The sequence below is a fragment of the Pseudomonas sp. P7759 genome, from assembly GCF_013386445.1.
Lineage (GTDB): Bacteria > Pseudomonadota > Gammaproteobacteria > Pseudomonadales > Pseudomonadaceae > Aquipseudomonas > Aquipseudomonas azotoformans_A.
Map to the genome: position 1 here is coordinate 44,582 of NZ_JACART010000029.1, position 22,118 is coordinate 66,699.

The following is a 22,118-nucleotide window of genomic DNA, read 5'->3' on the forward strand; positions in this document are numbered from 1 at the left end:
CGAGCATCCGCAGTGCACAGGCAACCATGAAAACTCAGACAGGAGTTGAAGAATAGTCCGACAGGCGGGACTTATCCTCTCTTACGCAGCACGTAGACCCGCCACAGGCTTGAGCCCGGCATGAATTCCTGCTGATGCAGGACCTTGAAGCCCGCCTGGCGGAACTCCTCTTCGACGGCGGTACGGGAATTGACCGAGACAATCACCGTGTCGCGGCTGACCCGGTGAAACTCGCGCAGCAGGGCCGAGCGCCCTTCACTGCTGGGCACATGGCGAAACAATTCCAGGCAGAAAATGCAGTCCACCGCATTCGCCGACAAACCGATGGAAAACGCTGAGCCCTGGAACGTCTTGACGCGCTTGAGCAATGACGCCGGGTGATGGGTGCGGGCATGGTCGAGCATGTCCTGGGAGTTGTCCGACGCCAGGATCACCCGATTGACGTGTTCGGCCAGCACGGGCCAAAAGCGCCCCGAGCCACAGGCCAGGTCCAGCACCAGTCCAGGTTCACCCGCGACTTTCAGCGCCTGGCGCACCAGCCACTCGTCGCGCCACGACGCCAGGCGCTGCCGCAGCCCTGGCGGGCGTGTATCGGCGCAGACCCTGGCGTGCTCGCGGTCACAGCGCTCGGCGTATTCGATCTCGATGGATGAGGGTGGTTGTGGCGACATCGTGGGCTCATGTGGGTGGAACGGCAGTGAACGACCTTGATTCGCAGCTTAACCAGTGCAATGTCAAAAAAAGGTCGAAACGTTCACCACCGAATCCGGTTCACGCCTGATGCAGATACCAGCGCCAATCCTGCTCGCCCACCTCGCCCATGAACTGGCGGTATTCGGCGCGCTTGACCGCCAGGTACACGCCGAGGAATTCACTGCCGAACGCGTCCCGCGCCCAGCTCGACCCTTCCAGGGCGCGCAAGGTGGTCAGCCAGTCGGTGGGCAGCAACTCCTTGGCCTGGGCGTAGCCGTTGCCTTCTACCGGAGCGCCGGGGTCGCGCTGTTCGCGGATACCGCGATGGATGCCGGCCAGGATCGCGGCAGCGGCCAGGTAGGGGTTGGCGTCGGCGCCGCAGATGCGGTGCTCGATATGCCGCGAGTTCGCCGGGCCGCCCGGCACCCGCAGGCTGACGGTGCGGTTGTCCACGCCCCAGGTGGCGGCCAGCGGGGCGTAGCTGTTGGTCTGGAAGCGGCGGTAGGAGTTGGCATTCGGGCAGAACATCAGCAAGGAATCGAGCAGGGTGCTGAGCATGCCGCCCACGGCGTGGCGCAGCAGCGGCGTACCGTCGGTGGCTTCGCTGGCGAACAGGTTGTTGCCCTCGGCGTCTGCCAGGCTGACGTGCATGTGCATGCCGGTGCCAGCCAGGTCGTCGAACGGCTTGGCCATGAAGCAGGCGGTCATCCCGTGTTTATGCGCCACACCCTTGACCAGACGTTTGTAGCGCACCGCTTCGTCCATCGCTTGCAGGGCGTCGGCGCGATGCTCCAAGGTGATTTCCACCTGGCCTGGGGCGTATTCGGAGATGGCCGTTCGCGCCGGGATGCCTTGCAGTTTGCAGGCGCTATAGAGATCAGCGAGGAAAGGCTCGATCTGCTCCAGCTCGCGCAGGCCGTAGACCTGAGTCGAACGCGGGCGACCGCCGTCCACATCCCGCGCCGGCTGCGGGCGGCCGTGGCTGTCGGGTTTCTGGTCGAGTAGGTAGAACTCCAGTTCCGCCGCCATCACCGGGTAATAGCCGTCGGCCTTGAGTCCGTCAATCACCTTGGCCAGCAAGTGCCGGGGGTCGGCGACGGTGGCGGGCAGGCCTTCGGTGGGGTGCATGCTGACTTGCACGGCGGCCGTCGGAATCAGGCGCCACGGCATGCGCTGCAAACTGCCGCTGATCGGGTAGGCGCGGCAATCGATATCACCCACTTCCCACACCAGCCCGGAGTTTTCCACGTCGTCGCCATTGATGGTCAGGCCAAGAATGGTACTGGGCAAAGGCCGGCCACTTTCATACACCGCCAGCAACTCATCGCGGTGCAGCAACTTGCCGCGTGGCACGCCATTGTTATCGAGGATAAACAGCTCGAACATCTCAATGTCCGGGTTCTGTTCAAGGAAGGACTGGGCTTCTTGCAGGCAGGCAAAGACACTCATGGGCATTCTCATACGTGTGGGTCAGGCAGGCGCGCAGGTGCGCGCCATCCAGGGGATGGATCAACGTAGGAATGCAGTATCTGGTGGGCGTGCGTGTCGGCAGTGGAACAGGGCCCAGAACGCGAGATCGGACGGCAGTGTCGCGGGGTGGGTGTCGGAAGAGCCGTCCATGCGGGAATCACAATGCTAGAGGTAACCGCCAGCGTCACACGCCAGCACAGGTGATTAAATTCAGGGTTGGCGGAGTTTGGTTTCGACTTGGCTAAACATTCGCCACACCTTGCTACCGTGCCCGGTGCTGGAAATAATGAGCGCCCACGCCCATGCCCCAAGGACTCGACCGCATGAAAGCTCCTTTCGCCCTCTGTGTACTGGCAAGTCTGGCCACCAGCGCCCTGGCCGACACCGCGCCGTCGCGCCTTGACCAGGTGTTGCAACGCGGCACGCTGACGGTCTGCACCACTGGCGACTACAAGCCCTACACATCGCTGCGCGCCGACGGCCGCTACGAAGGTATCGACATCGCCATGGCCGAGTCCCTGGCCAAGAGCCTCAACGCAAAAATCCAATGGGTGCCTACCACCTGGAAAACCCTGATGCCGGACTTCCTGGCCCAACGCTGTGACATCGCCGTAGGCGGCATTTCGGTATCGCTGGAGCGTCAGAAAAAAGCCTTCTTCAGTCAATCCCTGGGCGTCGACGGCAAAATCCCGTTAGTGCGCTGTGCCGATGTGCAGCGCTACCAGAGCGTCGAACAGATCAACCAGCCCCAGGTGCGCGTGATCGAGCCCGCCGGCGGCACCAACGAAGTATTCGCCCGCACCCACTTGGGCCAGGCGCAGATTCGCCTGCACGACAACGTGACCATTTTCGACGAACTGCTGGCGGGCAAGGCCGATGTGATGATCACCGACGCCAGCGAAGCGCGTTACCAGCAGAAGCTCAAGCCGGGGCTGTGTGCCGTGAACCCCGAGCGGCAGATGCAGTACAGCGAAAAAGCCTTCCTGTTGCCCCGTGATGATATGGCCTGGAAAAGCTACGTCGACCAATGGCTGCACCTGAGCCAGGCCACGGGGGCGTATGACGCTATCGTCAGCCAGTGGCTGGCCGCGCCTTGATCAACGCCACGAAGGCGCGACACGCGGCACTGCGATAGGCGCCCTTGCGACTCAGCAGGGCCACGGTGCGTTGCGGAAATGCCGGGCTGATCGCCACCGCGTTCAACCCTGGCTGGGCCTCGGCGATCGCGCTGGGCAGGATGGTTGCCAGCGCCGTGCTGCGCACGATTTCGATGATTGCGCTGATGGAGTTGGCCTCCATCGCAATCAACGGCCTTATCCCCTGGGCACGGCAGTAATCATCGATGTAGCGCCGGGTCGCAAAGCCTGGGTTCAACAACACCAAGGGTTGCGCCAGCCACTGCCGGCCATCCAGGCCCGGATGGTTGGCGCCGACCACCCCACTCAGCGTTTCAACAAACAGCCCTTCGCACTCGATGTCCGGCAGATGCTCGCCGGTAAAACCAATGCCGATATCCAGCGCGTCTTCCGCCAAGGCGGTTTCCATGCGGTCCTGGGTCAGTTCCTCGATGCTCACGGTAATGCCCGGATAGCGCTGATTGAACTGCGCCAGCAACGGCCCGACCAGGTAGGCGGTAAAGGTCGGCGTCATGGCCAGGCGCAGGTTGCCTCGGCTCAAGTCCTGCACGTCATGCATGGCGCGGGTGCCGGCCTGCAGGTCCTGCAAGGCCAGCCGCGCAAAGCGTACATAGGCTTCACCGGCATCGGTCAGGCTGACGCTACGCCCTGAGCGGTCCAGCAGCGGTGCGCCCAAGGTGTCTTCCAACTGCTTGATCTGCTGCGACAAGGTCGGCTGCGACACATGCAGCGCCTCGGCAGCGCGGGTGAAATTGCGGTGTTCAGCCACCGCCAGCAGGTAACGGATATGGCGCAGCAACATCGAAGCCCCCAACTATAGGCATGACCAATGGAAACCATAATAAGCCGGCCTTGGACGCTATAGCTGAAAACTTCCATCCTTGCCCTATCAGCGACGCAAGGAGAACTTCCCATGCAACATCTCATCGACGGCTTCCGCAAATTCCAGGCCGAAGCCTTTGCCCAACGCAGCGACCTGTTCAAACATCTGGCGACCACGCAAACCCCGGGCACGCTGTTTGTGTCCTGTTCCGACAGCCGTGTGGTCCCCGAGCTGCTGACCCAGCAGGAACCGGGCGATCTGTTCGTGATCCGCAACGCCGGCAACATCGTGCCGTCCTACGGCCCGGAGCCGGGTGGTGTGTCGGCCACCGTCGAATACGCGGTGGCGGTGCTGGGGGTCAGCGACATTGTGATCTGCGGCCATTCCGACTGCGGCGCGATGACCGCCATCTCCACCTGCAAATGCCTGGATCACCTGCCGGCCGTGGCCAACTGGTTGCGCCATGCCGAGTCGGCCAAGGTGATCAACGCCGCCCGCCAACACGCATCCGATGCCGCCCGCTTGAGCGACTTGGTGCGCGAAAACGTGATCGCCCAGTTGGCCAATCTCAAGACCCACCCTTCCGTCGCCCTGGCCTTGGAACAAGGTCGGCTGACGTTGCACGGCTGGGTGTACGACATCGAAACCGGCGCCATCGACGCCCTGGACAGCCGCAGCGGGCGCTTCGTTTCGCTGCTCGGCCAACCCACTCACGCGGCCTGACCCCATTTCCAACCCAGAGGACATCACCATGTTGCAATCCAACTTCTCCCAAACCCCACGGCTGGCCCTGGCCGACACTATCATCGACCTCAAGGCCCGCAAGAACCTGTCCTGGCAGGACCTCACCGACGGCACCGGGCTCAGCCTGGCGTTCGTCACCGCCGCCCTGCTCGGCCAGCACCCGCTGCCCAGGGACGCTGCGGACGTGGTGTGCGACAAGCTCGGCCTGGACCAGGACGCCAGCCGCCTGCTGCAAAGCGTGCCGCTGCGCGGCAGCTTCCCCGGCGGCGTGCCGACGGACCCGACGATGTACCGTTTCTACGAAATGCTTCAAGTCTATGGCACCACCCTCAAGGCGCTGGTCCATGAGCAGTTTGGCGACGGCATCATCAGTGCGATCAACTTCAAGCTGGACATCAAGAAGGTCGAGGACCCGGACGGTGGTTCCCGCGCAGTGATCACCCTGGATGGCAAGTACCTGCCGACCAAACCCTTCTGAGTCGCCCGCGACCGTCTACGCTCTTGTCACACCAACAAGAACGAGGGACGGATAATGAAGGCAGTGTTCCGACTCACCTGGCTGCTGCTGTTGTGTTTCAGCCAGGTGCACGCCGCAACGACTCAGGATGAAGACGCCCAGGCGGCCAAGGCGCTGCTGGAAAAAGCCTTGGCCTACTACCAGAGCAACGGCGACAAGGCGTTTGCCGCCTTCAGCCGACAGGGCGAATTCGTCGACCACGACCGCTATGTGTTCGTGGTCGACACCCAAGGCGTCCTGCTGGCCAGCGGTGGCCCCTCCTCCGCCTTGATCGGCCGCGATGTATCCGAAGTGCTCGGGCCGGACTTGCGCCAGTCCTTCAAGGATGCGCTCAAGGTGCCGGAAGGCCAGGGCATCCAGCAGGCAGACTATCGCTGGCAGAACTGGAACGATGGCAAGGTCGAACACAAGCATGTGTTTTATCAGCGCGTGGGCGAACGCATTCTCGCGGTGGGTTATTACCTGCCACGGGCCACGCCGGAACAGGCCCGGGCCCTGCGCAACAAAGCGGCAACCGCCTTGCTCAAGGATGAAACCGGCACACTCAAGGCCATCAACTCATTGCAGGGCGGTTTCCTGCAGGACGACCTTTATGTGTTCGTGGTGGACCTCAATACCCAGCGCTATGTAGCCCACGGCACCAACCTGCGACTGGTCAACACCGACTTCAGCAAGATCAAGGACCCGGACGGCAAGCCCGTGGGCGAGCCTATCCTCAAGTTGATGGCCGAGCAGGACCAGGGCGAATACAAATACCGCTGGAAAAACCCGGTGACCGACAAGGTCGAGAATAAGCACGCGTATGTGCGCAAGGCCGGGCATTTCATGGTGGCGGTGGGTTATTACAGCCCTTGAGACTACTTGGCCTTGTCTTCACGGCCACGCAACACCCGATTGGGCATCGCGATTGCCGCCGCCAGCCCCAGCAGTGACACCGCCGCACTGACCATCAACAAATGCCGGAACGTCACCGCCAACTCTCCGCGCAGGGCATCCTGCGCCGGGCCGGGGGCGGCGTTGAGGCCGTCGAGCAGCACGTTGCCGGAACTGCCTTCGGCCACCAGCGCGCCGCTGGCCAAGTGGGCGAAGCTGGAATCCTGCAACAGCGCCAGCAACAGCGCCGACATGCACGCTACTCCCACCGCCCCGCCCAGGGAACGGAACAGGTTGGTGGTGCTGGTGGCGACGCCGATATCGCGCTGTTCCACCGAATTTTGCGTACCCACCAGGGACGTCGGGAATTGCATGCCAGCCGCGATTCCGCACAACAACATAAACAGCGCCGTCAGCCCCACCGCCTGGGGCGCGCTCAGGGCCATGCCGAGAATCGCGAAGGGGCTCAGCAACGCGCCGCTGAGGATCATCGGCTTATAGCGACCGGTCACCGAGGTCATGCGCCCGGCAAAATAAGCCCCCATCGGCAAGCCCATGGCCAACGGCAACAGGTGCAACGCCGCGCTGTCCGCACCCGAACCGGTCACTGTCTGATAACGCAGCGGCATCAGCACCGTCAGGGAAATCGCCTGGAAGCTGGTGAAAAAGATCGTGCACCAGCACAACACCGCACTGCGGTTGGCGAACAAATGCATCGGCAACAACGGCTCTCGCGCCCGGCGCTCGTGCCAGACAAACACCGTCAACGCCACCAGCGCACAGGCGAGCAAGCCCAGCACCTGATTGTCACGCCAGTGATGGCCCTGGCCGATTTCGGTGATGCCCAACAACAAGGCCGTGAGGCCAACGATCATCAACACTGTGCCGAGGTAATCGATGATCGGCTTGCGCTGCGGCACCGACAGGCCCACCAGGGTGCGATGAGCCACGTACCAGGCGCCAGCGCCCAAGGGCAGGTTGATCAGGAACACCCAGCGCCACGACAGGTATTCGGTCATGTAGCCGCCCAGCACCGGCCCGGCCACGCTGGCCACCGCGTACATGCTGCTGAAATAGCCTTGGTAGCGGCCGCGTTCGCGGGGCGGGATGATGTCGCCGATAATCGCCTGGCTCACCGAGATCATGCCGCCGGCGCCGATGCCCTGGAGGATCCGCGCCAGCACCAGTTGCTCCATGCTTTGCGCCATGCCGCAGAACAGTGAGGCCAGGGTGAACAGGCCCATGCCGATCAGCATCATTGGCCGCCGCCCGTACAGGTCGCCGAGCTTGCCGTAGATCGGCACCGCCACGGTCATCGCCACCATATAGCCGGAGATGACCCAGGCCAGCAGGTTGACGTCGTGGAACTGTGCGGAAATAGCGGGCATGGACACGGCGACAATGGTCTGGTCCAGCGCCCCCAGGAAGATCGCGATCATCAGTGAGGCGAGAATACTGCGCACAGCGGGCAGTGGCGGAGCAGGCTGATTGAGGTGCGTCACGGCAAGACCTTCGAGCAAGGCCCGTGGAAAAAGGCGGCCCACGGGAATGCTCGATACGATAGCAGGCTATTCGATAGCTTCGTAAGGAAGTCCGACGTAATTTTCTGCGATGGTCTTGCGCCCCGCCTCGGAGTGGATGAAGTAGTCAAGTTCACTCTCGGCGATGCGCTGGCTGAACCCATCCGCCTCGGGAAACTGGTGCAGCATCGAGGTCATCCACCAGGAAAACCGCTCGGCCTTCCATACCCGCCGCAGGCAGATGGCGGAGTAACGCTCCAGCAAATCCACGCGCCCTTCGCCGTAGACCTTGAGCAGAATCCGGTACAGCGTACTCACATCACTGGCCGCCAGGTTCAAGCCTTTGGCCCCGGTGGGCGGCACGATATGCGCCGCGTCACCGAGCAGGAACAGGCGCCCGTACTGCATCGGTTCCACCACAAAACTGCGCAGCGGTGCGATGCTTTTTTCGATCGAAGGGCCGGTGACCAACTGTTCGGCGAGGTGGCTGGGCAGGCGGGTTTTCAGTTCACCCCAGAAACGGGCGTCGGACCATTCGTCAATCGGTTCCTCCACCGGCACCTGCAGGTAATACCGGCTGCGCGTCGGCGAACGCATGCTGCACAGGGCGAAACCGCGCGGGTGTTTGGCGTAGACCAACTCAGGGTGAACGGGCGGCGTGTCGGCGAGGATGCCCAGCCAGCCGAACGGGTAGACACGTTCAAAGACCTTGAGCGATTCAGCCGGGATCGATTGGCGCGCAATGCCGTGATAACCGTCGCAACCGGCGATGTAATCGCACTCCAGGCGGAACGCTTGGCCCTGATGCTCAAAGGTCAGCCAGGGTCGATCACTTTTGAGAGCGTGGGGCTGCACATTGCGCGCTTCATACAGGGTGGTGGCACCGGCGGCGGCACGGGCAGTCATCAGGTCGCGGGTGACTTCGGTCTGGCCGTAGATCATCACCGATTGACCGCCGGTCAGGCCCTTGAGATCGATATGGGTCAACCGGCCGTTCAGCGACAACTCGAAACCGTCATGCACCAGGCCTTCGTTGTCCATGCGCTGGCTGACGCCGGCCTGCCGCAGCAGGTCGGCCATGCCTTGTTCCAGCACGCCGGCACGGATGCGGCCTTGCACGTAATCGGCGCTCTGGCGCTCTAGGATGAGGGTCTCGATCCCTGCCTGATGCAGCAGTTGGCCAAGCAGCAGTCCGGAAGGACCGGCGCCGATAATGGCGACTTGGGTTTTCAGCGTTTTCATTATTTTTATGGCCCGCAAGTTCCACTCGAACGGATCGGGTGAAAGAGTTGTCATTGGTCTTGTTGCTGACATTTTTCACTTGAGTGAGCGGCATAAGAAGGTGAAAACTGCGCCAAAGCCTGCGCTTTTTGCCAATCGGGGCGATTACCGCACCACTCTTCCGAGTATCGGGTTGAAACCATGACCAAAACCGCAATTCCGGTCTTCAAGCTTTACGGGGAACACCAGCAATGGCCCACCCCCGATTTGTTGCACTGCGAAACCATTTCCCGGCGCAGTCGGGAATACCAGTGGGAAATTCAACCCCACCGGCACGCGGATCTGTGCCAGTTGCTCTACGTGCACAAAGGCCAGGCACAGCTGGAAATCGAAGGCCAGCGCACCACCCTGAACGAAGCAACCCTGCAAGTCCTGCCGCCCCTGTGCGTGCACGGGTTCCGTTTTCCTGAGGACGTCGAAGGCTACGTAGTGACGCTTTCGGCGCCGTTGGTCAGCCACCTGCAAACACAATTGGGCGCCACCGTGGACGGTTTACAAACGCTCGGCAGTTACCCGGCGGGCAAAGACAGTGATTACCTGAACAGCCAGTTCGCCCGCTTGCAGGATGAATACGCCGATGAACAACCGGCACGGGACATGATGATGCACGCGTTGGTCAGCGTGTTGCTGGTATGGATCAGCCGCCAGGCCATCCAGCGCCGTCACCCACGTGCGCCAAGGGGGCGTGAATACTTCCGGCGCTTTACCCAGTTGGTCGAGCAGCATTACCGCGAACACCCGAAGATCGAGGATCTTGCCCACAAACTGGGGATCTCGGTCTCACACCTGAACGGGACATGTCGGGAATTGGGTGGGCAACCTGCGTTGCAGATCATGCATGACCGCCAATTGCTGGAAGCCAAGCGTTTGCTGACGTACACCAGCATGACCATCAATGAGATGTCGGAAGTGCTGGGCTTTTCCGACCCGACCAACTTCTCTCGGCTGTTCCGCCGACGGGTCGGGTTCTCACCCAAGGCGTTTCGCGAGCAGTTGAAAGCCGAACCATCGGCTACCTGAGCGCGCTGAAACTGCCGGTTCGGGGAACACATTGATCCTGATGGCAGCTGATCGCAAAGGTCGGCTGCATACGGGTTTGCTCCACACGGTAGGCGGCGGTCCCGTAGAGTGCGCTGGCAATGGCGCACAGGCTGAAAATCATCAGGTACTTTCTGGTTTTAATGCTCATGGCACAGACCTCTGCGGATCTACAGGGTGCTGTCTAAAGCATAGGTCAACCAGGCCAAGTTGCCATTATCGGACGACATTCAACCGGTTGATCCCAGCCTAGAGCCCGACATCCCACGCCGGCTCTTCCGGAAACCGCAGCACCAGGAAATCCAGCAAGCTGCGCAGCGCCGACGGCATGTGTTTGCGCGAGGCGTACACCGCATAGATGTTCATCTGCCGAGGCTCGGCCTCGGGCAGCAAGCGCACCAGTTCGCCGCGACGGATGTAATCGCCGGCCTGGTAAGTGGGCAACATCGACACCCCGGCACCGGCCAACGTCACGCGTAACAACGTACTGGCCTCGTTGGAGGTGATATTGCCGTTGATCGGCACCGAGACCGGCTCACCTCGCTCTTCGAAATGCCACAGGCTTTTACCGAAATAGGAATGGGTGAGGCAATTGTGACCGGCCAGGTCTTCGACCTTCTGCGGCGCAGGATGCTCCAGCAGGTAGGCCGGCGAGGCACACACCACCGAGCGGCACACCGTGAGGCGCCGGGCAATGAGGTTGGGGTCCAGGTCGTTGCTGGTGCGGATAGCCAGGTCGATGCGCTCATCCACCAGGTTCACCGTGCGGTCGAGCATCTGCAGGTCGACCGTCACCAGCGGGTAGCGCTTGACGTATTCGGCAATGGCCTGGGCCAATTGCGCCTGGCCGAACGAAGTGCTGACGCTCAAGCGCAGCAAACCACGGGGGGCTTCATCGGGCTCGCTGACGGCGGCTTGCATGTCGCAACACAATTCCAGCAATTGCCGACAGCGTGGCAGGGTTTCACTGCCCGCCGCCGTCAGGCTGAGCTTGCGCGTGGTGCGGTGCAGCAAACGGGCGCCGACCCAGTCTTCCAGCTCTGCCAAATAACGCGACACCACCGGCCGCGACAGGTCCAGATGATCGGCGGCGGCGGACTGGCTGCCCAGGTCCACCACCGTGACAAACACGCGCATTGCTTGAAGACGATCCATGATCTGCCCGATTTCAGAAACAAACTATGTCCCAGCATCGCATTTTTAGTCTGGTTTTGTGCAACTAAGCTCTGTGCATCCTTTACCGATGCTGGAGTTGCCCGATGTTCTCAACCTTCAAGCGCCTGACCCTGGCCACCGCCGCCCTGGCCTTCGCCGCCCATGCGGCTGCGGCCGAGCTGAAGCTGGACGTGTACAACCCAGGCGAAGCCGCGATCTTCCCGGTCAGCTCGGTGCTGGTCAGCGGCGCCAAGGACGCGATCCTGGTGGACGCCCAATTCGGCAAAGGCCAGGCCGAGCAATTGGTGCAGAAGATCCGCGCCAGCGGCAAGCACCTCACCACCATCTACATCAGCCATGGCGACCCGGACTACTACTTCGGCCTCGACACCCTCACCGCCGCCTTCCCCGAGGCCAAGGTGCTGGCGCCGCAACCGGTGGTCGACCACATCAAGGCCACCGTCGCCGGCAAGCTGGAGTTCTGGGGCCCGAAAATGGGCGCAGACAAGCCGTCTAAAACCATCGTGCCGCAGGTCCTCGAAGGTCACAGCCTGAGCCTGGAAGGCCAGCCACTGGAGGTCATCGGCCTGGATGGCGCGCAGCCGGATCGCAGTTTTGTGTGGATCCCGTCGATCAAGGCCGTGGTCGGTGGCGTGGTTGTCTCCGAAAACATCCACCTGTGGATGGCCGATACCCAGAGCGCGAAGTCCCATAAAGACTGGCTGGCGACACTGCAACGCATCCAACAGCTGAAACCAAAGACCGTGATCCCGGGCCACTACCTCGGCACACCGACGCTGCAATCGGTGGCCTTTACCGCGGACTACATCAAGGCCTTCGACGCCGAGACCGCCCAGGCCAAGGATTCCGCCGCCCTGATCGCGGCCATGAAAAAGCGTTACCCCACCCTCGCCGACGAAAGCTCGCTGGAACTGAGCGCCAAAGTCGCCAAGGGCGAAATGAAGTGGTGAACCGTTTCAAACCCTAACGTACTGGAGAACGTCATGAGCAAGATTGCAATCATTGGGGCCACCGGCCGTGCCGGTAGCCAACTGCTGGAAGAAGCGCTGCGTCGTGGGCACACCGTCACCGCCATCGCTCGTAATACCGACACGCTGGCCGTGCGCCCTGGCGTCACCGTCAAACAAGTCGACGCCCTGGACGCCAACGCCCTGCAACAGGCGGTGAGTGGCAGCGACGTGGTGATCAGCGCGGCGCACTTCGCGACCCTGCCCGCCAGCGCCGTGATCGAGCCGGTGAAAAAGGCCGGGGTAAAACGCCTGCTGGTGGTGGGCGGTGCCGGTTCGCTGTTGCTGCCAGGTGGCGGTCGGGTGATCGACAGCGTGGGTTTCCCTGAGGAATACAAAGCGGAAGCCACCGCGGGTGCGATGTTTCTTGACGCACTGCGCCAGGAGAAGGAACTGGACTGGACGTTCCTGTCGCCGTCGGCGGAGTTCGTCGAGACCGAGCGCACCGGTCAATTCCGGGTGGGCCAGGATGACTTGCTGGTGAGCAGTGAAGGTCGCAGTTGGATCAGTTTTGCGGACTATGCGATTGCGTTGATCGACGAAGTTGAATCGCCGAAACACTCACGCCAGCGTTTCACCGTAGGTTACTGATGCAACGCGGTTAAAAACTGTGGGAGCTGGCTTGCCTGCTCCCACAGTTGATCTCGGGTGTTACGACTGTTGCGCTTGGCTCATTAACCAGTCCATCAGGGCCTCAAGCCCAGCCGAAGGCTCGGTCCCCGGCGGATACACCAGGTAATACCCCATCCCCGTCGGCACCCGAAGCTCAAACGGCATCACCAACCGCCCCGCCTTCAAATCCTCGCCGATCAACGCACTGTCGCCAATCGCCACGCCGGAACCTTGTGACGCAACCGTCATCGCCAAATCCAGCGTTTCAAAATGATGGCCCTGGCTCAAATTGCCCAGCCGCGTCTGCGCCGCCTTGAGCCACAATGCCCAATCCCGTTCATCCCGCGTGGGATGCAGCAGGACCTGTTGCTGCAAATCTTGCGGTCTGTGCAAGCCCGTGAGCAGTGCCGGTGCGCAGACCGGCGTGAGCTGTTCATCGAACAGATGCCGCGCCTCGGCCGATTGCTCGGCGATGGGCGCATAGATCACCGCCGCGTCGAATTGCTCGCGGCGAAAGTCCACGGTGTAGGCCACGGTGGTGGTGAGTTCCACCGGCACGTCCGGGCGTTCCTTCTGCCATTGCATCAGGCGCGGCAGCAGCCAGCGCATCACACAGGTGGACGCCTTGAGTTGCAGGACCTGGCGGCGACTGCCGATCTGCTCCACCGCTTCGCCGAGCAGGCCAAACACCTGCTGTGCGCGCAGTGACCATTCGCGGCCCTCTTCGGTCAGGCTCAAGCCACGCGCCTGGCGTTGGAACAGCGCATAACCCAAATGACTTTCCAGCCCGGCAATCTGCCGGCTCACCGCGCCCTGGGTGATGTGCAGTTGCTCGGCGGCGCGGGTGAAGTTGCAGCACTGGGCCGTGACCCAGAAGGTGTGCAGCGCGGGCAGTGGCGGGAGGCGTTTCATCGGGGCGCAGCCATGACGTGAGGACATGGCTAGTATGACTTTTTATCGATTGTTGCCGCTACCGGCCAGCCGGTCCAATAACGCCTTATCTCAACAATAAGAGCGACCTTTATGGCGACCTGCGGCGAAGTATTGGTCAACCTCCTGGAAGGCTACGGCGTGGACCAGGTGTTTGGCATTCCCGGCGTACACACCGTGGAGTTGTATCGCGGCCTGGCCCGTTCCAGCATCCGCCACGTCACCCCGCGCCACGAACAGGGCGCCGGCTTCATGGCCGACGGTTACGCGCGCACCAGCGGCAAACCCGGCGTGTGCTTCATCATCACCGGCCCCGGCATGACCAATATCACCACCGCCATGGGCCAGGCCTATGCCGACTCGATCCCGATGCTGGTGATTTCCAGCGTGCAGTCGCGCAGCCAATTGGGCGGCGGGCGCGGCAAGCTGCATGAGCTGCCGAACCAGGGCGCGATGATGGCCGGCGTGGCGGCGTTCTCCCATACCCTGATGTCGGCGGCAGAGTTGCCCGGCGTGTTGGCGCGGGCGTTTGCGTTGTTCCAGGCCGGACGGCCGCGCCCGGTGCACATCGAAATCCCGCTGGATGTGCTGGTGGAAAATGCCGACGCGTTGCTGGGCAGTGAACCGGTCAGCGTGGCCCGTGCCGGCGCGGCGCCGTCGGCGGTCAAGCAAATGAGCCAGTTGCTCGCAGCCGCCAAGAAGCCCTTGATCCTGGCCGGTGGTGGCGCCATCGACGCAGCGCCGGAACTGACCCGACTGGCCGAAGCCCTCGGCGCACCGGTGGCCCTGACCATCAACGCCAAAGGCATGCTGCCCGGCCACCACCCGCTGCTGATCGGCTCAACCCAGACCCTGGTTGCCACCCGCGCACTGGTGGCCGAAGCGGACGTAGTACTGGCCATCGGCACCGAGCTGGCGGAAACCGACTACGACGTGACCTTCGCCGGTGGTTTCGAGATTCCCGGCGCGCTGCTGCGCATCGATATCGACCCCGACCAGACCGTGCGCAACTACCCGCCGCAAGTGGCCTTGGTGGCCGATGCTCAAATCGCCACCGAAGCGCTGTTGGACGAGTTGACCAGCAAGTCGTTGCCACCGCGTAACAGCGCGTGGGGCGCTGAACGCGTAGCGCGCCTGTGGGCGGAACTGACCCCCAGCTGGGACGCCGCCACCCGCGCGCAAACCCTGTTCCTCAATACCGTCCTCGAAGAGCTGCCCAACGCCGTGCTGGTGGGCGACTCCACCCAACCGGTGTACAGCGGCAACCTGACCCTGAACCTCGACCACCCGCGCCGCTGGTTCAACTCGTCCACCGGCTACGGCACCTTGGGCTATGCCTTGCCTGCCGCCATCGGCGCCTGGCTGGGGCGTGGCGATGGGCAGCCGGTGGTGTGCCTGATCGGCGACGGCGGCCTGCAATTCACCCTCCCGGAACTGGCCAGCGCGGTGGAAGCGCGCACGCCGGTGATCGTGTTGCTGTGGAATAACCACGGCTATGAGGAGATCAAGAAATACATGGTCAACCGCGCCATCGAGCCGGTCGGCGTGGACATCTACACGCCGGACTTTATCGGCGTGGCCAAGGCACTCGGTTGCGCCGCCGACAGCATCCAAGGGATTGAGTCGCTGCGCGTGGCACTACGCGCAGCGGCTGATCGCCAAGGGCCGACGCTGATTGAAATTGAACAGGGGCTGTGGATGAAGGCGGTGACGGTATGAGCGCGGTATTGAACGGTGTGTATATCAATGGCGCATGGCGTGCCGGACTGGCCTCGCTTGATGTGATCAACCCCGCGACTGAAGCCGTCCTGGCCCACGTCAGCGTCGGCGATGCGAGCACGGTCACCGAGGCGGTCGACGCCGCCAGCGCCGCGTTCATCGACTGGTCAAAAAGCACCGGCCGCGACCGCGCCGCGCTGTTGCGCAAGATCGCCCAAGGCGTCAGCGAGCAGCGCGAACAGCTGATGCACCTGCAGTCGAGCAACAACGGCAAACCGCTGTTTGAAGCCGCGATTGATGTGGACGATGTGATCGCCACCTTCGACTATTACGCCAGCGTGGCCGAAGCGATGGATGCCAGCCAGGATAGCCCGGTGGCATTGCCCAGCGCGGACTTCAGCGCACGCCTGCGTCGTGAGCCGTGCGGTGTGGTCGGGCTGATCGTGCCTTGGAATTTCCCGATGGTCACCACCGCCTGGAAACTCGCTCCCGCCCTGGCGGCCGGTTGCTGCGTGGTGCTCAAGCCATCGGAAGTCACGCCATTGGCGGAACTGCAACTGGCACGGATTATCGCCGAGGCAGGCTTGCCGGCCGGGGTGTTCAACCTGGTGTGCGGCACGGGCCTGGAAGTGGGCGCGCCACTGGCGGCGGATCGCCGCGTGGCGAAGATCTCCTTCACCGGCAGCAACGCCGTCGGCGTGCAAGTGATGCAGCGCGCCGCCGAAACCATCAAGGGTGTGAGCCTGGAACTGGGCGGCAAATCTTCCCTGCTGGTGTTGGCCGATGCCGACCTGGACCTGGCGGTGGAACTGGCCTGTGGCGGTGGATTTTTCAACGCCGGGCAGATGTGTTCCGCCACCAGTCGCGTGCTGGTAGCTGACAGCCTGGCGGATGAATTCCTGCAACGTGTACAAGCACGGGCTGAAGGCATTCGCGTGGCTGACCCGTTTGCCGATCACGTGGAAATGGGCGCGTTGATCAACCGCGTGCAATATCAACGCGTGTTGGGGCATATCCAGCGCGGTGTTGAGGACGGCGCACGTTTGCTGTGTGGCGGTGACCGACCTGCGGACCTGCCGAAGGGCTTTTTCATCCGCCCGACCGTGTTCACCGACGTACCGCTGGACAGCGCGTTGTGGAACGAAGAGATCTTCGGCCCGGTGCTCTGTGTACGACGTTTCACCTCGCAAGCCGAGGCCATTGCCCTGGCCAACGACAGTGATTTCGGCCTGGTGGCGAGTGTGGTCAGCGCCAGCCACGAAACCGCCGAGCGCGTGGCGAACGCCTTGCAGGCCGGGCTGGTGTGGATCAACGCACCGCAGGTGATCTTCCCGCAGGCCGCGTGGGGCGGTTACAAGCAGAGCAGCCTTGGCCGCGAGTTGGGGCCTTGGGGGTTGGCGGCGTTTCAGGAGATCAAGCATGTGATCCGGTCCCTTTAGCCCATAACGATCTTTTGTGGCGAGGAAGCTTGCTCCCTCGCCACAAAGTCATCCGCATTTTTTAGATAGCCCCTGCGACTTTCTCATTTGCCCCCCTCCTCCACCCATGGCCTGATTCGCCCCTGTTCACTCAAGGCCGTCCCATGGAAACCGTCCAAACAAAACCCACCACCGCCGTCTGGCTGATGATCAGTGTCGTGCTGGTCGCCCTCAACCTGCGCCCCTCAATGGCCGCTGTCGGCCCCCTGTTGTCCTCGATTCGTGGCGACGTGCCGTTGAGTTTCAGCAGCGCGGCCCTGCTGACCATGTTGCCGGTGATGGCCATGGGCTTGGCGATGTTCTTCGGCATGGGCCTGGCCAAACGTTTTGGCGAGCACCGCAGCATCGTGGTGTCGCTGCTGGTGATTGGCGTGGCGACATTGTCGCGGTTGTTCCTCGATTCGGCGCTGGAGTTGATTGTCAGCGCCATTGCCGCCGGTGTGGGGATTGCGATGATCCAGGCGCTGATGCCCGCACTGATCAAGTCGCGGTTCAGTGACAATGTTTCGCTGTTCATGGGCCTGTACGTCACCGCGATCATGGGCGGCGCGGCGCTGGCCGCCTCGTTTGCACCGTTCGTGCAGGTGCAGACCGGCAGTTGGCGCATCGGCCTGGCGATCTGGGCCGTGCTGGCGCTGTTGGCCTTGGTGTTTTGGTACGCCCAGCGCTCGGTGTTGCCGCCACTGCCCCAAGCCGGTGCTGGTCCTCAGGAGTCATTTTTCGGTAACGGTCGCGCGTGGTTGCTCGCGGTGTTTTTCGGACTCGGTACCGCGTCCTACACCTGCGTGCTCGCCTGGCTGGCGCCGTACTACGTGGAGCAAGGGTGGAGTGAACAGAACGCCGGCTTGCTGCTGGGTTTCCTGACGGCGATGGAAGTTGTGTCCGGCCTGATCACCCCCGCCATCGCCAACCGTCGCCAGGATAAACGCGGCGTGGTGGCGGTGTTGCTGGTGCTGATCATCCTGGGTTTCTGTGGCCTGATTCTCAGCCCGCAACACCTGAGCCTGCTGTGGCCTTGCCTGCTCGGCCTGGGCATCGGCGGCCTGTTCCCGATGAGCCTGATCCTGTCCCTCGACCACCTCGACAACCCGCGCCGCGCCGGTGGCCTCACCGCGTTTGTGCAAGGCATCGGCTACCTGATTGCCGGGTTGTCGCCGCTGATCGCCGGGATGATCCGCGATCAACTGGGCAGCTTCGAATGGGCCTGGTGGTCGCTGACGGCGGTGATCGTGGTGATGCTGTTGATCGTCACGCGCTTCAACCCAAAGCATTACGCACGACATATCCGTTGAGGTCGTGTTGCAAACAGTATTTGTCTCACACCAAACATAGAAACGCCCTACAGAGCATTCTATTGGCACGCTCGTTCCGTTAAGCTTTTGTGCTGTCTTGTACTGAGTTCGGTACAAAGGGTTTACGGACGAAACCGATGCTAAACAGTAACTTGCTCAGAAAGCTCGATATGCAGGACTTGATGGTGTTTATCGCCGTCTATGACCAGAGCAGCGTTACCGAGGTGTCTGAAACGCTGTTTGTCAGCCAGTCCACCGTGAGCTACAGCCTGAAGAAGCTGCGCACCAGTTTTGAAGACGAGCTGTTTATCAACACGCGCGCCGGCATGCGCCCGACGTACAAGGCCACCACCATGTACGGCCATGTGCAGAAGATCCTCGAAAGCATCAACCTGTGCCACGCCGGCAGCCAAGCCTTCGATCCGACGCTGAAGGCCGTGACCTTCAACGTGTGTGCGCCGGAATATTTCGAACAGTTGATCCTGCCGCGCCTGTTGAAAAACTTTGACCGCGCCGACCTGCCGGTGATCGTCAATGTGCAGAAGCTGGAAACCGACATCCCCGCCGACGACCTGCGCGAAGGTCGTCTCGACCTGGTGATTTGCTTCGGCCCCAACTTCCATCGCGCCCACAAAGACTTCCGCACCCAGATGCTGCTGGAGGACGACTTGGTGTGCGTGTTCGATAAACACTCGGCGCCGCGGGAACCGGCCTTCAGCCTGCAGTCCTTCGTCGAACGACGCCACGTGTTTCCCACGCCGTGGACCTCCGACACCAACATGATCGACGGCTGGCTCGCACGCCAGGCCCACAAGCGCCAGGTCATCGCCCGTGCCAACAGCTACAGCGCAGCCTTGAAGATGATCACCGGCACGGACTTCATCGTCACCTTGCCCCGTCGCGTGCAAAAGTTGCTGGCGCCGTCCACGGTGTTCGGCCATTGCGAAGCGCCGAACGGCTTGCCGGGGTTCACCCTGGAGATGCAGTGGAACGAAACCAGTGAACAGGACAGTGCCAATACCTGGTTTCGTGAGCAGGTGGTGAAGGTGTGTGCGGATCAGGGGTTGTTGTAGGGCTTAGCCAATTGCGACTTTGCTGTAGGAATCGCGGTCCATGTCGACCAACAGGACACTCAGTTGAACCTGCACGCCCTCCGGCCAGTCGCCCAGGTCCTGCAAGGCTGCCAGCAGGCTTTCCGACAACTGCTTCTTGACCTGCGGCGAACGCCCGCTGAGCAGTGACAGCTTCACCGCGATAAAACCGCGCGGGTCGAGGGAGGTGCCCACCTGGAACGTCTCGACCTTGACCGCACGGCTTTTGATATCGAACTCGGAACCGAACTGGCCAGACACCATCAACACGTTGTTTAGCCGTAGCAGGGTTTTCTCAACGGCCAGGTTCGTCAGGTTGGCGGTGTATTCCAGGTGCAGGTGTGGCATGGAGGGCTCCGAGTCTTTGGTAGGAAGAATCCTAGATATACCACGGAGTCAGGCCTTGGTCGCCAAACCCTCGATCGCTCATGAACGCTTCCAGTCGCGAGCGTACCCAGCGCTCGGCCGGGTCCGTGTCCACGTGGCTGAGCCAGACCATGGACAAATCCAGGGTCGGCGTCTCGAACGGGAACGGCTCGCAGAACAGGTGGCCCGACACGGCCATGGCCTCGGCGGTGTAGTCCGGCAGGCTGGCGATCAGGTCGGTGCCGGCGAGCAACGCCGGCAGTGCGCTGTATTGCGGCACCGACAACACCACGTGGCGCTTGCGGCCGATTTCCGCCAGCCACTCATCGGCGAACCCCGCCACGTTGGCGGTGTGGGACACCAGCACGTGAGGGCGTGAGCAGTATTCGTCAAGGGTCAGCGGTGTGTCCGAGGCATCGGCACGCAGGATACGCGGGCGGATATGGCGCAGCAGCTTGCGCTTGGCATTCGCTGGCAGGCCACGGGTCTGGGTGATGCCGACGGTGATATCGCCAGAGGCCAGCAGATCGGGGATGCGCCAGTAATCCACATGTTGCACCACGAACACCACTTGCGGCGCTTCCTGGCGCAGGGCGCGCAGCAACGGCGGCAACAGGCCGAACTCGACATCATCGGACAGGCCGATGCGAAAGGTCATGGTACTGATCGACGGGTCGAAGTCATGGGTCAGGCTCAAGGCCGAGGACAACGAGTCCAGCGCTGGCGATAAATGCTGGATGATTTCCTCGGCCCGCGCCGTGGGCTCCATGCGGTGGCCGACGCGAATGAACAGCGGGTCATTGAACAAAGTACGCAAGCGGTTGAGGGCCGAGCTGATGGTCGGCTGGCCGAGAAACAGCTTCTCTGCCACCCGCGTGACGTTGCGTTCCAGCATCAGTGCTTCGAACACCACCATCAGGTTGATGTCGGCCTTGCGTAATTCATTGCGATTCATCGGCGCCTGCCCCTTTCCCCAAGACAAGCCGCAGTGTAGAAAGCCCCGTTGCCGGCGTCTACGTGTAGGACGCTTCGCTGGCCTGTGCGCCACGCTCAGGTTCGTGCCCCATGCGCAACCGCAGCGCCGCAATAGCCGCCACCACCAATACCAGCGCAATCACCTTCAGGCCGTTCATGGGATTGCCGGTGCTTTGCTCGATCACACCCATTACCGACGGCCCGACAAACCCACCAAGCAGCCCGCACGCGTTGACGAAACCCAGCCCACCCGCCAGCGCAACACCTTTGAGGCGCGAAGCCGGGTACAGAAAGATGATCGACTGCACCACAAAGAACATCACCGCCGACAGGCAAAAACCGAGCAGGCTGAACACCGGCCCCGATATCGACGCGATGCCCAGGCCCAGCGCCATGGTCAACAGGCCCGTGATCAGCAACCGCCGGCAACGCCCGGGCGTGGTGGCAAAACGCGGTATCAGCAAGGCCCCAAGTGCCGCCGCGATCCACGGCAGCGAGGTCAGCAGGCCGACGCTCATGGTGCTCAGCTCGCCGTATTTGCTGATGATGCTCGGCAGGAAAAAGATCACGGTATAGATGGTGATCTGGTGGCAGAAGTACACAAAGATCGCCAGCAGGATTTGCGGGGTCAGCCAGTTTTTCAACGAGTGACCACCCTCGCCCGCTCCCTCTTCGGTTTCCTGGGCGATGCGCTGTTCGATGCCGCGCGCTTCCTCGGCCGACAGCCATGGCGCCTTGCTCGGACGGTCCGGCAGTTTGCGCCAGACCACCCAGGCAAACGCCACCGCCGGCAGGCCTTCGAGCATGAACATCCACTGCCAGCCGTGCCAGCCGAGCATGCCGTCCATGCGCATCAAGGCCGCGCCCACCGGGCCGCCGATGATGTTGGCGAAGCACACACCGAGCAGGAAATAACCGGTGGCGCGTGCCCGCTGTTCGCGGTTGAACCAGTAGGTCAGGTAGAGCATGACGCCAGGGAAGAGTCCGGCTTCGGCAATGCCCAGCAACAGGCGTAGCACGTAGAACGAGGTCTCGCCCTGCACAAAGGCCATGGCCGCCGAGATCAGGCCCCAGGTCACCATGATCCGCGCGATCCAGAACCGTGCGCCGACCTTGTGCATGATCAGGTTGCTGGGGATTTCCGACAGTGCATACGTCAGGAAAAACAGCCCCGCGCCCAACCCGTACGCCGCGGCGGAAATGCCCAGGTCGACGTCCAGGTGATGCTTGGCCAGGGCGATGTTGGTGCGGTCCAGGAAGCTCAGAATGTAGGCGATGATCAGCAAGGGCATCAGCTTGACGAACATCAGTTTGTTCAACGCCTGCGGTGTGCGGGCGGAAGTCGCGGTAGTCATCGGCAATTCCTCTTGGCGCCCC

The 22,118-nt window shown here is 62.3% G+C and carries 22 protein-coding genes; 11 read left to right on the forward strand and 11 right to left on the reverse strand.

Translation table 11 applies throughout. The annotated features are described in order from the left end of the window. Window positions 1-71: 71 nt before the first annotated feature. Window positions 72-671, reverse strand: a complete 600-nt coding sequence (locus tag HX823_RS21540) for a class I SAM-dependent methyltransferase (protein WP_038846246.1) — start codon at window positions 669-671, stop codon at window positions 72-74. Window positions 672-771: 100 nt separating this feature from the next. Beyond that, entirely contained in the window at window positions 772-2,142 is a 1,371-nt protein-coding gene (locus HX823_RS21545) for a glutamine synthetase family protein (RefSeq protein WP_177076567.1), read from the reverse strand. A 344-nt stretch (window positions 2,143-2,486) separates the two neighbouring features. Here HX823_RS21545 and HX823_RS21550 point away from each other — a divergent pair, with 344 nt between their 5' ends. Further along, entirely contained in the window at window positions 2,487-3,260 is a 774-nt protein-coding gene (locus HX823_RS21550) for a transporter substrate-binding domain-containing protein (protein WP_177076569.1), read from the forward strand. Here the strand turns inward: HX823_RS21550 and cynR are convergent. Continuing rightward, window positions 3,235-4,101: a transcriptional regulator CynR gene (gene cynR, locus HX823_RS21555; protein WP_177076571.1), complete on the reverse strand. Its 867-nt coding sequence runs from the start codon at window positions 4,099-4,101 to the stop codon at window positions 3,235-3,237. The genes HX823_RS21550 and cynR overlap by 26 nt on opposite strands. Before the next feature lie 111 nt (window positions 4,102-4,212). On the opposite strand from cynR, the gene HX823_RS21560 reads away from it, so the two are divergent. From HX823_RS21560 to HX823_RS21570, 3 genes are read left to right on the forward strand one after another with little or no spacing between them, the layout of a single operon-like run. Further along, window positions 4,213-4,845: a carbonic anhydrase gene (locus tag HX823_RS21560; protein ID WP_038846255.1), complete on the forward strand. Its 633-nt coding sequence runs from the start codon at window positions 4,213-4,215 to the stop codon at window positions 4,843-4,845. Window positions 4,846-4,873: 28 nt separating this feature from the next. Next, window positions 4,874-5,344, forward strand: a complete 471-nt coding sequence (gene cynS / locus HX823_RS21565; protein ID WP_038846257.1) for a cyanase — start codon at window positions 4,874-4,876, stop codon at window positions 5,342-5,344. A gap of 54 nt (window positions 5,345-5,398) precedes the next feature. After that, entirely contained in the window at window positions 5,399-6,238 is an 840-nt protein-coding gene (locus HX823_RS21570; RefSeq protein ID WP_177076573.1) for a cache domain-containing protein, read from the forward strand. Between the two features lie 2 nt (window positions 6,239-6,240). Here HX823_RS21570 and HX823_RS21575 read toward each other — a convergent pair whose 3' ends face one another. Beyond that, the gene (locus tag HX823_RS21575) at window positions 6,241-7,758 is read right to left on the reverse strand and encodes an MDR family MFS transporter (RefSeq protein WP_177076625.1); all 1,518 of its coding nucleotides are present in this window, start codon (window positions 7,756-7,758) and stop codon (window positions 6,241-6,243) included. A 66-nt stretch (window positions 7,759-7,824) separates the two neighbouring features. Next, window positions 7,825-9,009 carry a 4-hydroxybenzoate 3-monooxygenase gene (gene pobA, locus HX823_RS21580; RefSeq protein WP_371317974.1) on the reverse strand — a complete coding sequence of 395 codons (1,185 nt, stop codon included), beginning with the start codon at window positions 9,007-9,009 and terminating at the stop codon, window positions 7,825-7,827. A gap of 189 nt (window positions 9,010-9,198) precedes the next feature. On the opposite strand from pobA, the gene HX823_RS21585 reads away from it, so the two are divergent. After that, a complete protein-coding gene (locus HX823_RS21585) occupies window positions 9,199-10,077 on the forward strand; it encodes a helix-turn-helix domain-containing protein (RefSeq protein WP_177076577.1) in 879 nt (292 codons plus the stop codon). Here HX823_RS21585 and HX823_RS21590 read toward each other — a convergent pair. Both HX823_RS21590 and HX823_RS21595 read right to left on the reverse strand, forming a co-directional pair. Further along, window positions 10,070-10,246, reverse strand: a complete 177-nt coding sequence (locus HX823_RS21590) for a hypothetical protein (RefSeq protein ID WP_016975214.1) — start codon at window positions 10,244-10,246, stop codon at window positions 10,070-10,072. The genes HX823_RS21585 and HX823_RS21590 overlap by 8 nt on opposite strands. Window positions 10,247-10,344: 98 nt before the next feature. Next, entirely contained in the window at window positions 10,345-11,250 is a 906-nt protein-coding gene (locus HX823_RS21595; protein WP_038846263.1) for a LysR family transcriptional regulator, read from the reverse strand. 104 nt (window positions 11,251-11,354) lie between these two features. On the opposite strand from HX823_RS21595, the gene HX823_RS21600 reads away from it, so the two are divergent. Together HX823_RS21600 and HX823_RS21605 are read left to right on the forward strand one after the other, a co-directional pair. Next, on the forward strand, window positions 11,355-12,221 hold the full coding sequence (locus tag HX823_RS21600; protein WP_177076579.1) for an MBL fold metallo-hydrolase: 867 nt from the start codon (window positions 11,355-11,357) through the stop codon (window positions 12,219-12,221). Between the two features lie 33 nt (window positions 12,222-12,254). Then, window positions 12,255-12,869 (forward strand): NAD(P)-dependent oxidoreductase, encoded by a 615-nt coding sequence (locus HX823_RS21605; protein WP_177076581.1) that lies wholly within the window; start codon window positions 12,255-12,257, stop codon window positions 12,867-12,869. A 60-nt stretch (window positions 12,870-12,929) separates the two neighbouring features. On the opposite strand, the gene HX823_RS21610 is transcribed toward HX823_RS21605, so the two are convergent. After that, window positions 12,930-13,802 carry a LysR substrate-binding domain-containing protein gene (locus tag HX823_RS21610; RefSeq protein ID WP_177076583.1) on the reverse strand — a complete coding sequence of 291 codons (873 nt, stop codon included), beginning with the start codon at window positions 13,800-13,802 and terminating at the stop codon, window positions 12,930-12,932. 111 nt (window positions 13,803-13,913) lie between these two features. Here HX823_RS21610 and HX823_RS21615 point away from each other — a divergent pair, with 111 nt between their 5' ends. The 4 genes from HX823_RS21615 to HX823_RS21630 all read left to right on the forward strand — a co-directional run bounded on the left by HX823_RS21615 (window position 13,914) and on the right by HX823_RS21630 (window position 19,382). Continuing rightward, window positions 13,914-15,539 (forward strand): 5-guanidino-2-oxopentanoate decarboxylase, encoded by a 1,626-nt coding sequence (locus HX823_RS21615; RefSeq protein WP_177076585.1) that lies wholly within the window; start codon window positions 13,914-13,916, stop codon window positions 15,537-15,539. Next, window positions 15,536-16,978 (forward strand): aldehyde dehydrogenase family protein, encoded by a 1,443-nt coding sequence (locus HX823_RS21620; protein ID WP_038846275.1) that lies wholly within the window; start codon window positions 15,536-15,538, stop codon window positions 16,976-16,978. The genes HX823_RS21615 and HX823_RS21620 overlap by 4 nt, the downstream gene beginning before the upstream one ends. Window positions 16,979-17,121: 143 nt before the next feature. Beyond that, window positions 17,122-18,309, forward strand: coding sequence for a cyanate transporter (locus HX823_RS21625; protein ID WP_177076587.1), 1,188 nt, complete (start codon window positions 17,122-17,124; stop codon window positions 18,307-18,309). Between the two features lie 137 nt (window positions 18,310-18,446). Further along, window positions 18,447-19,382 (forward strand): LysR family transcriptional regulator, encoded by a 936-nt coding sequence (locus HX823_RS21630; protein ID WP_038846280.1) that lies wholly within the window; start codon window positions 18,447-18,449, stop codon window positions 19,380-19,382. 3 nt (window positions 19,383-19,385) lie between these two features. On the opposite strand, the gene HX823_RS21635 is transcribed toward HX823_RS21630, so the two are convergent. The 3 genes from HX823_RS21635 to HX823_RS21645 are packed head-to-tail and all read right to left on the reverse strand — an operon-like array spanning window position 19,386 to window position 22,096. After that, window positions 19,386-19,748, reverse strand: coding sequence for a 5-carboxymethyl-2-hydroxymuconate Delta-isomerase (locus HX823_RS21635; protein ID WP_038846283.1), 363 nt, complete (start codon window positions 19,746-19,748; stop codon window positions 19,386-19,388). A 31-nt stretch (window positions 19,749-19,779) separates the two neighbouring features. Beyond that, window positions 19,780-20,721, reverse strand: a complete 942-nt coding sequence (locus HX823_RS21640; protein WP_177076589.1) for a LysR substrate-binding domain-containing protein — start codon at window positions 20,719-20,721, stop codon at window positions 19,780-19,782. 58 nt (window positions 20,722-20,779) lie between these two features. Further along, on the reverse strand, window positions 20,780-22,096 hold the full coding sequence (locus tag HX823_RS21645) for an MFS transporter (protein ID WP_038846286.1): 1,317 nt from the start codon (window positions 22,094-22,096) through the stop codon (window positions 20,780-20,782). Between the last annotated feature and the right edge of the window lie 22 nt (window positions 22,097-22,118).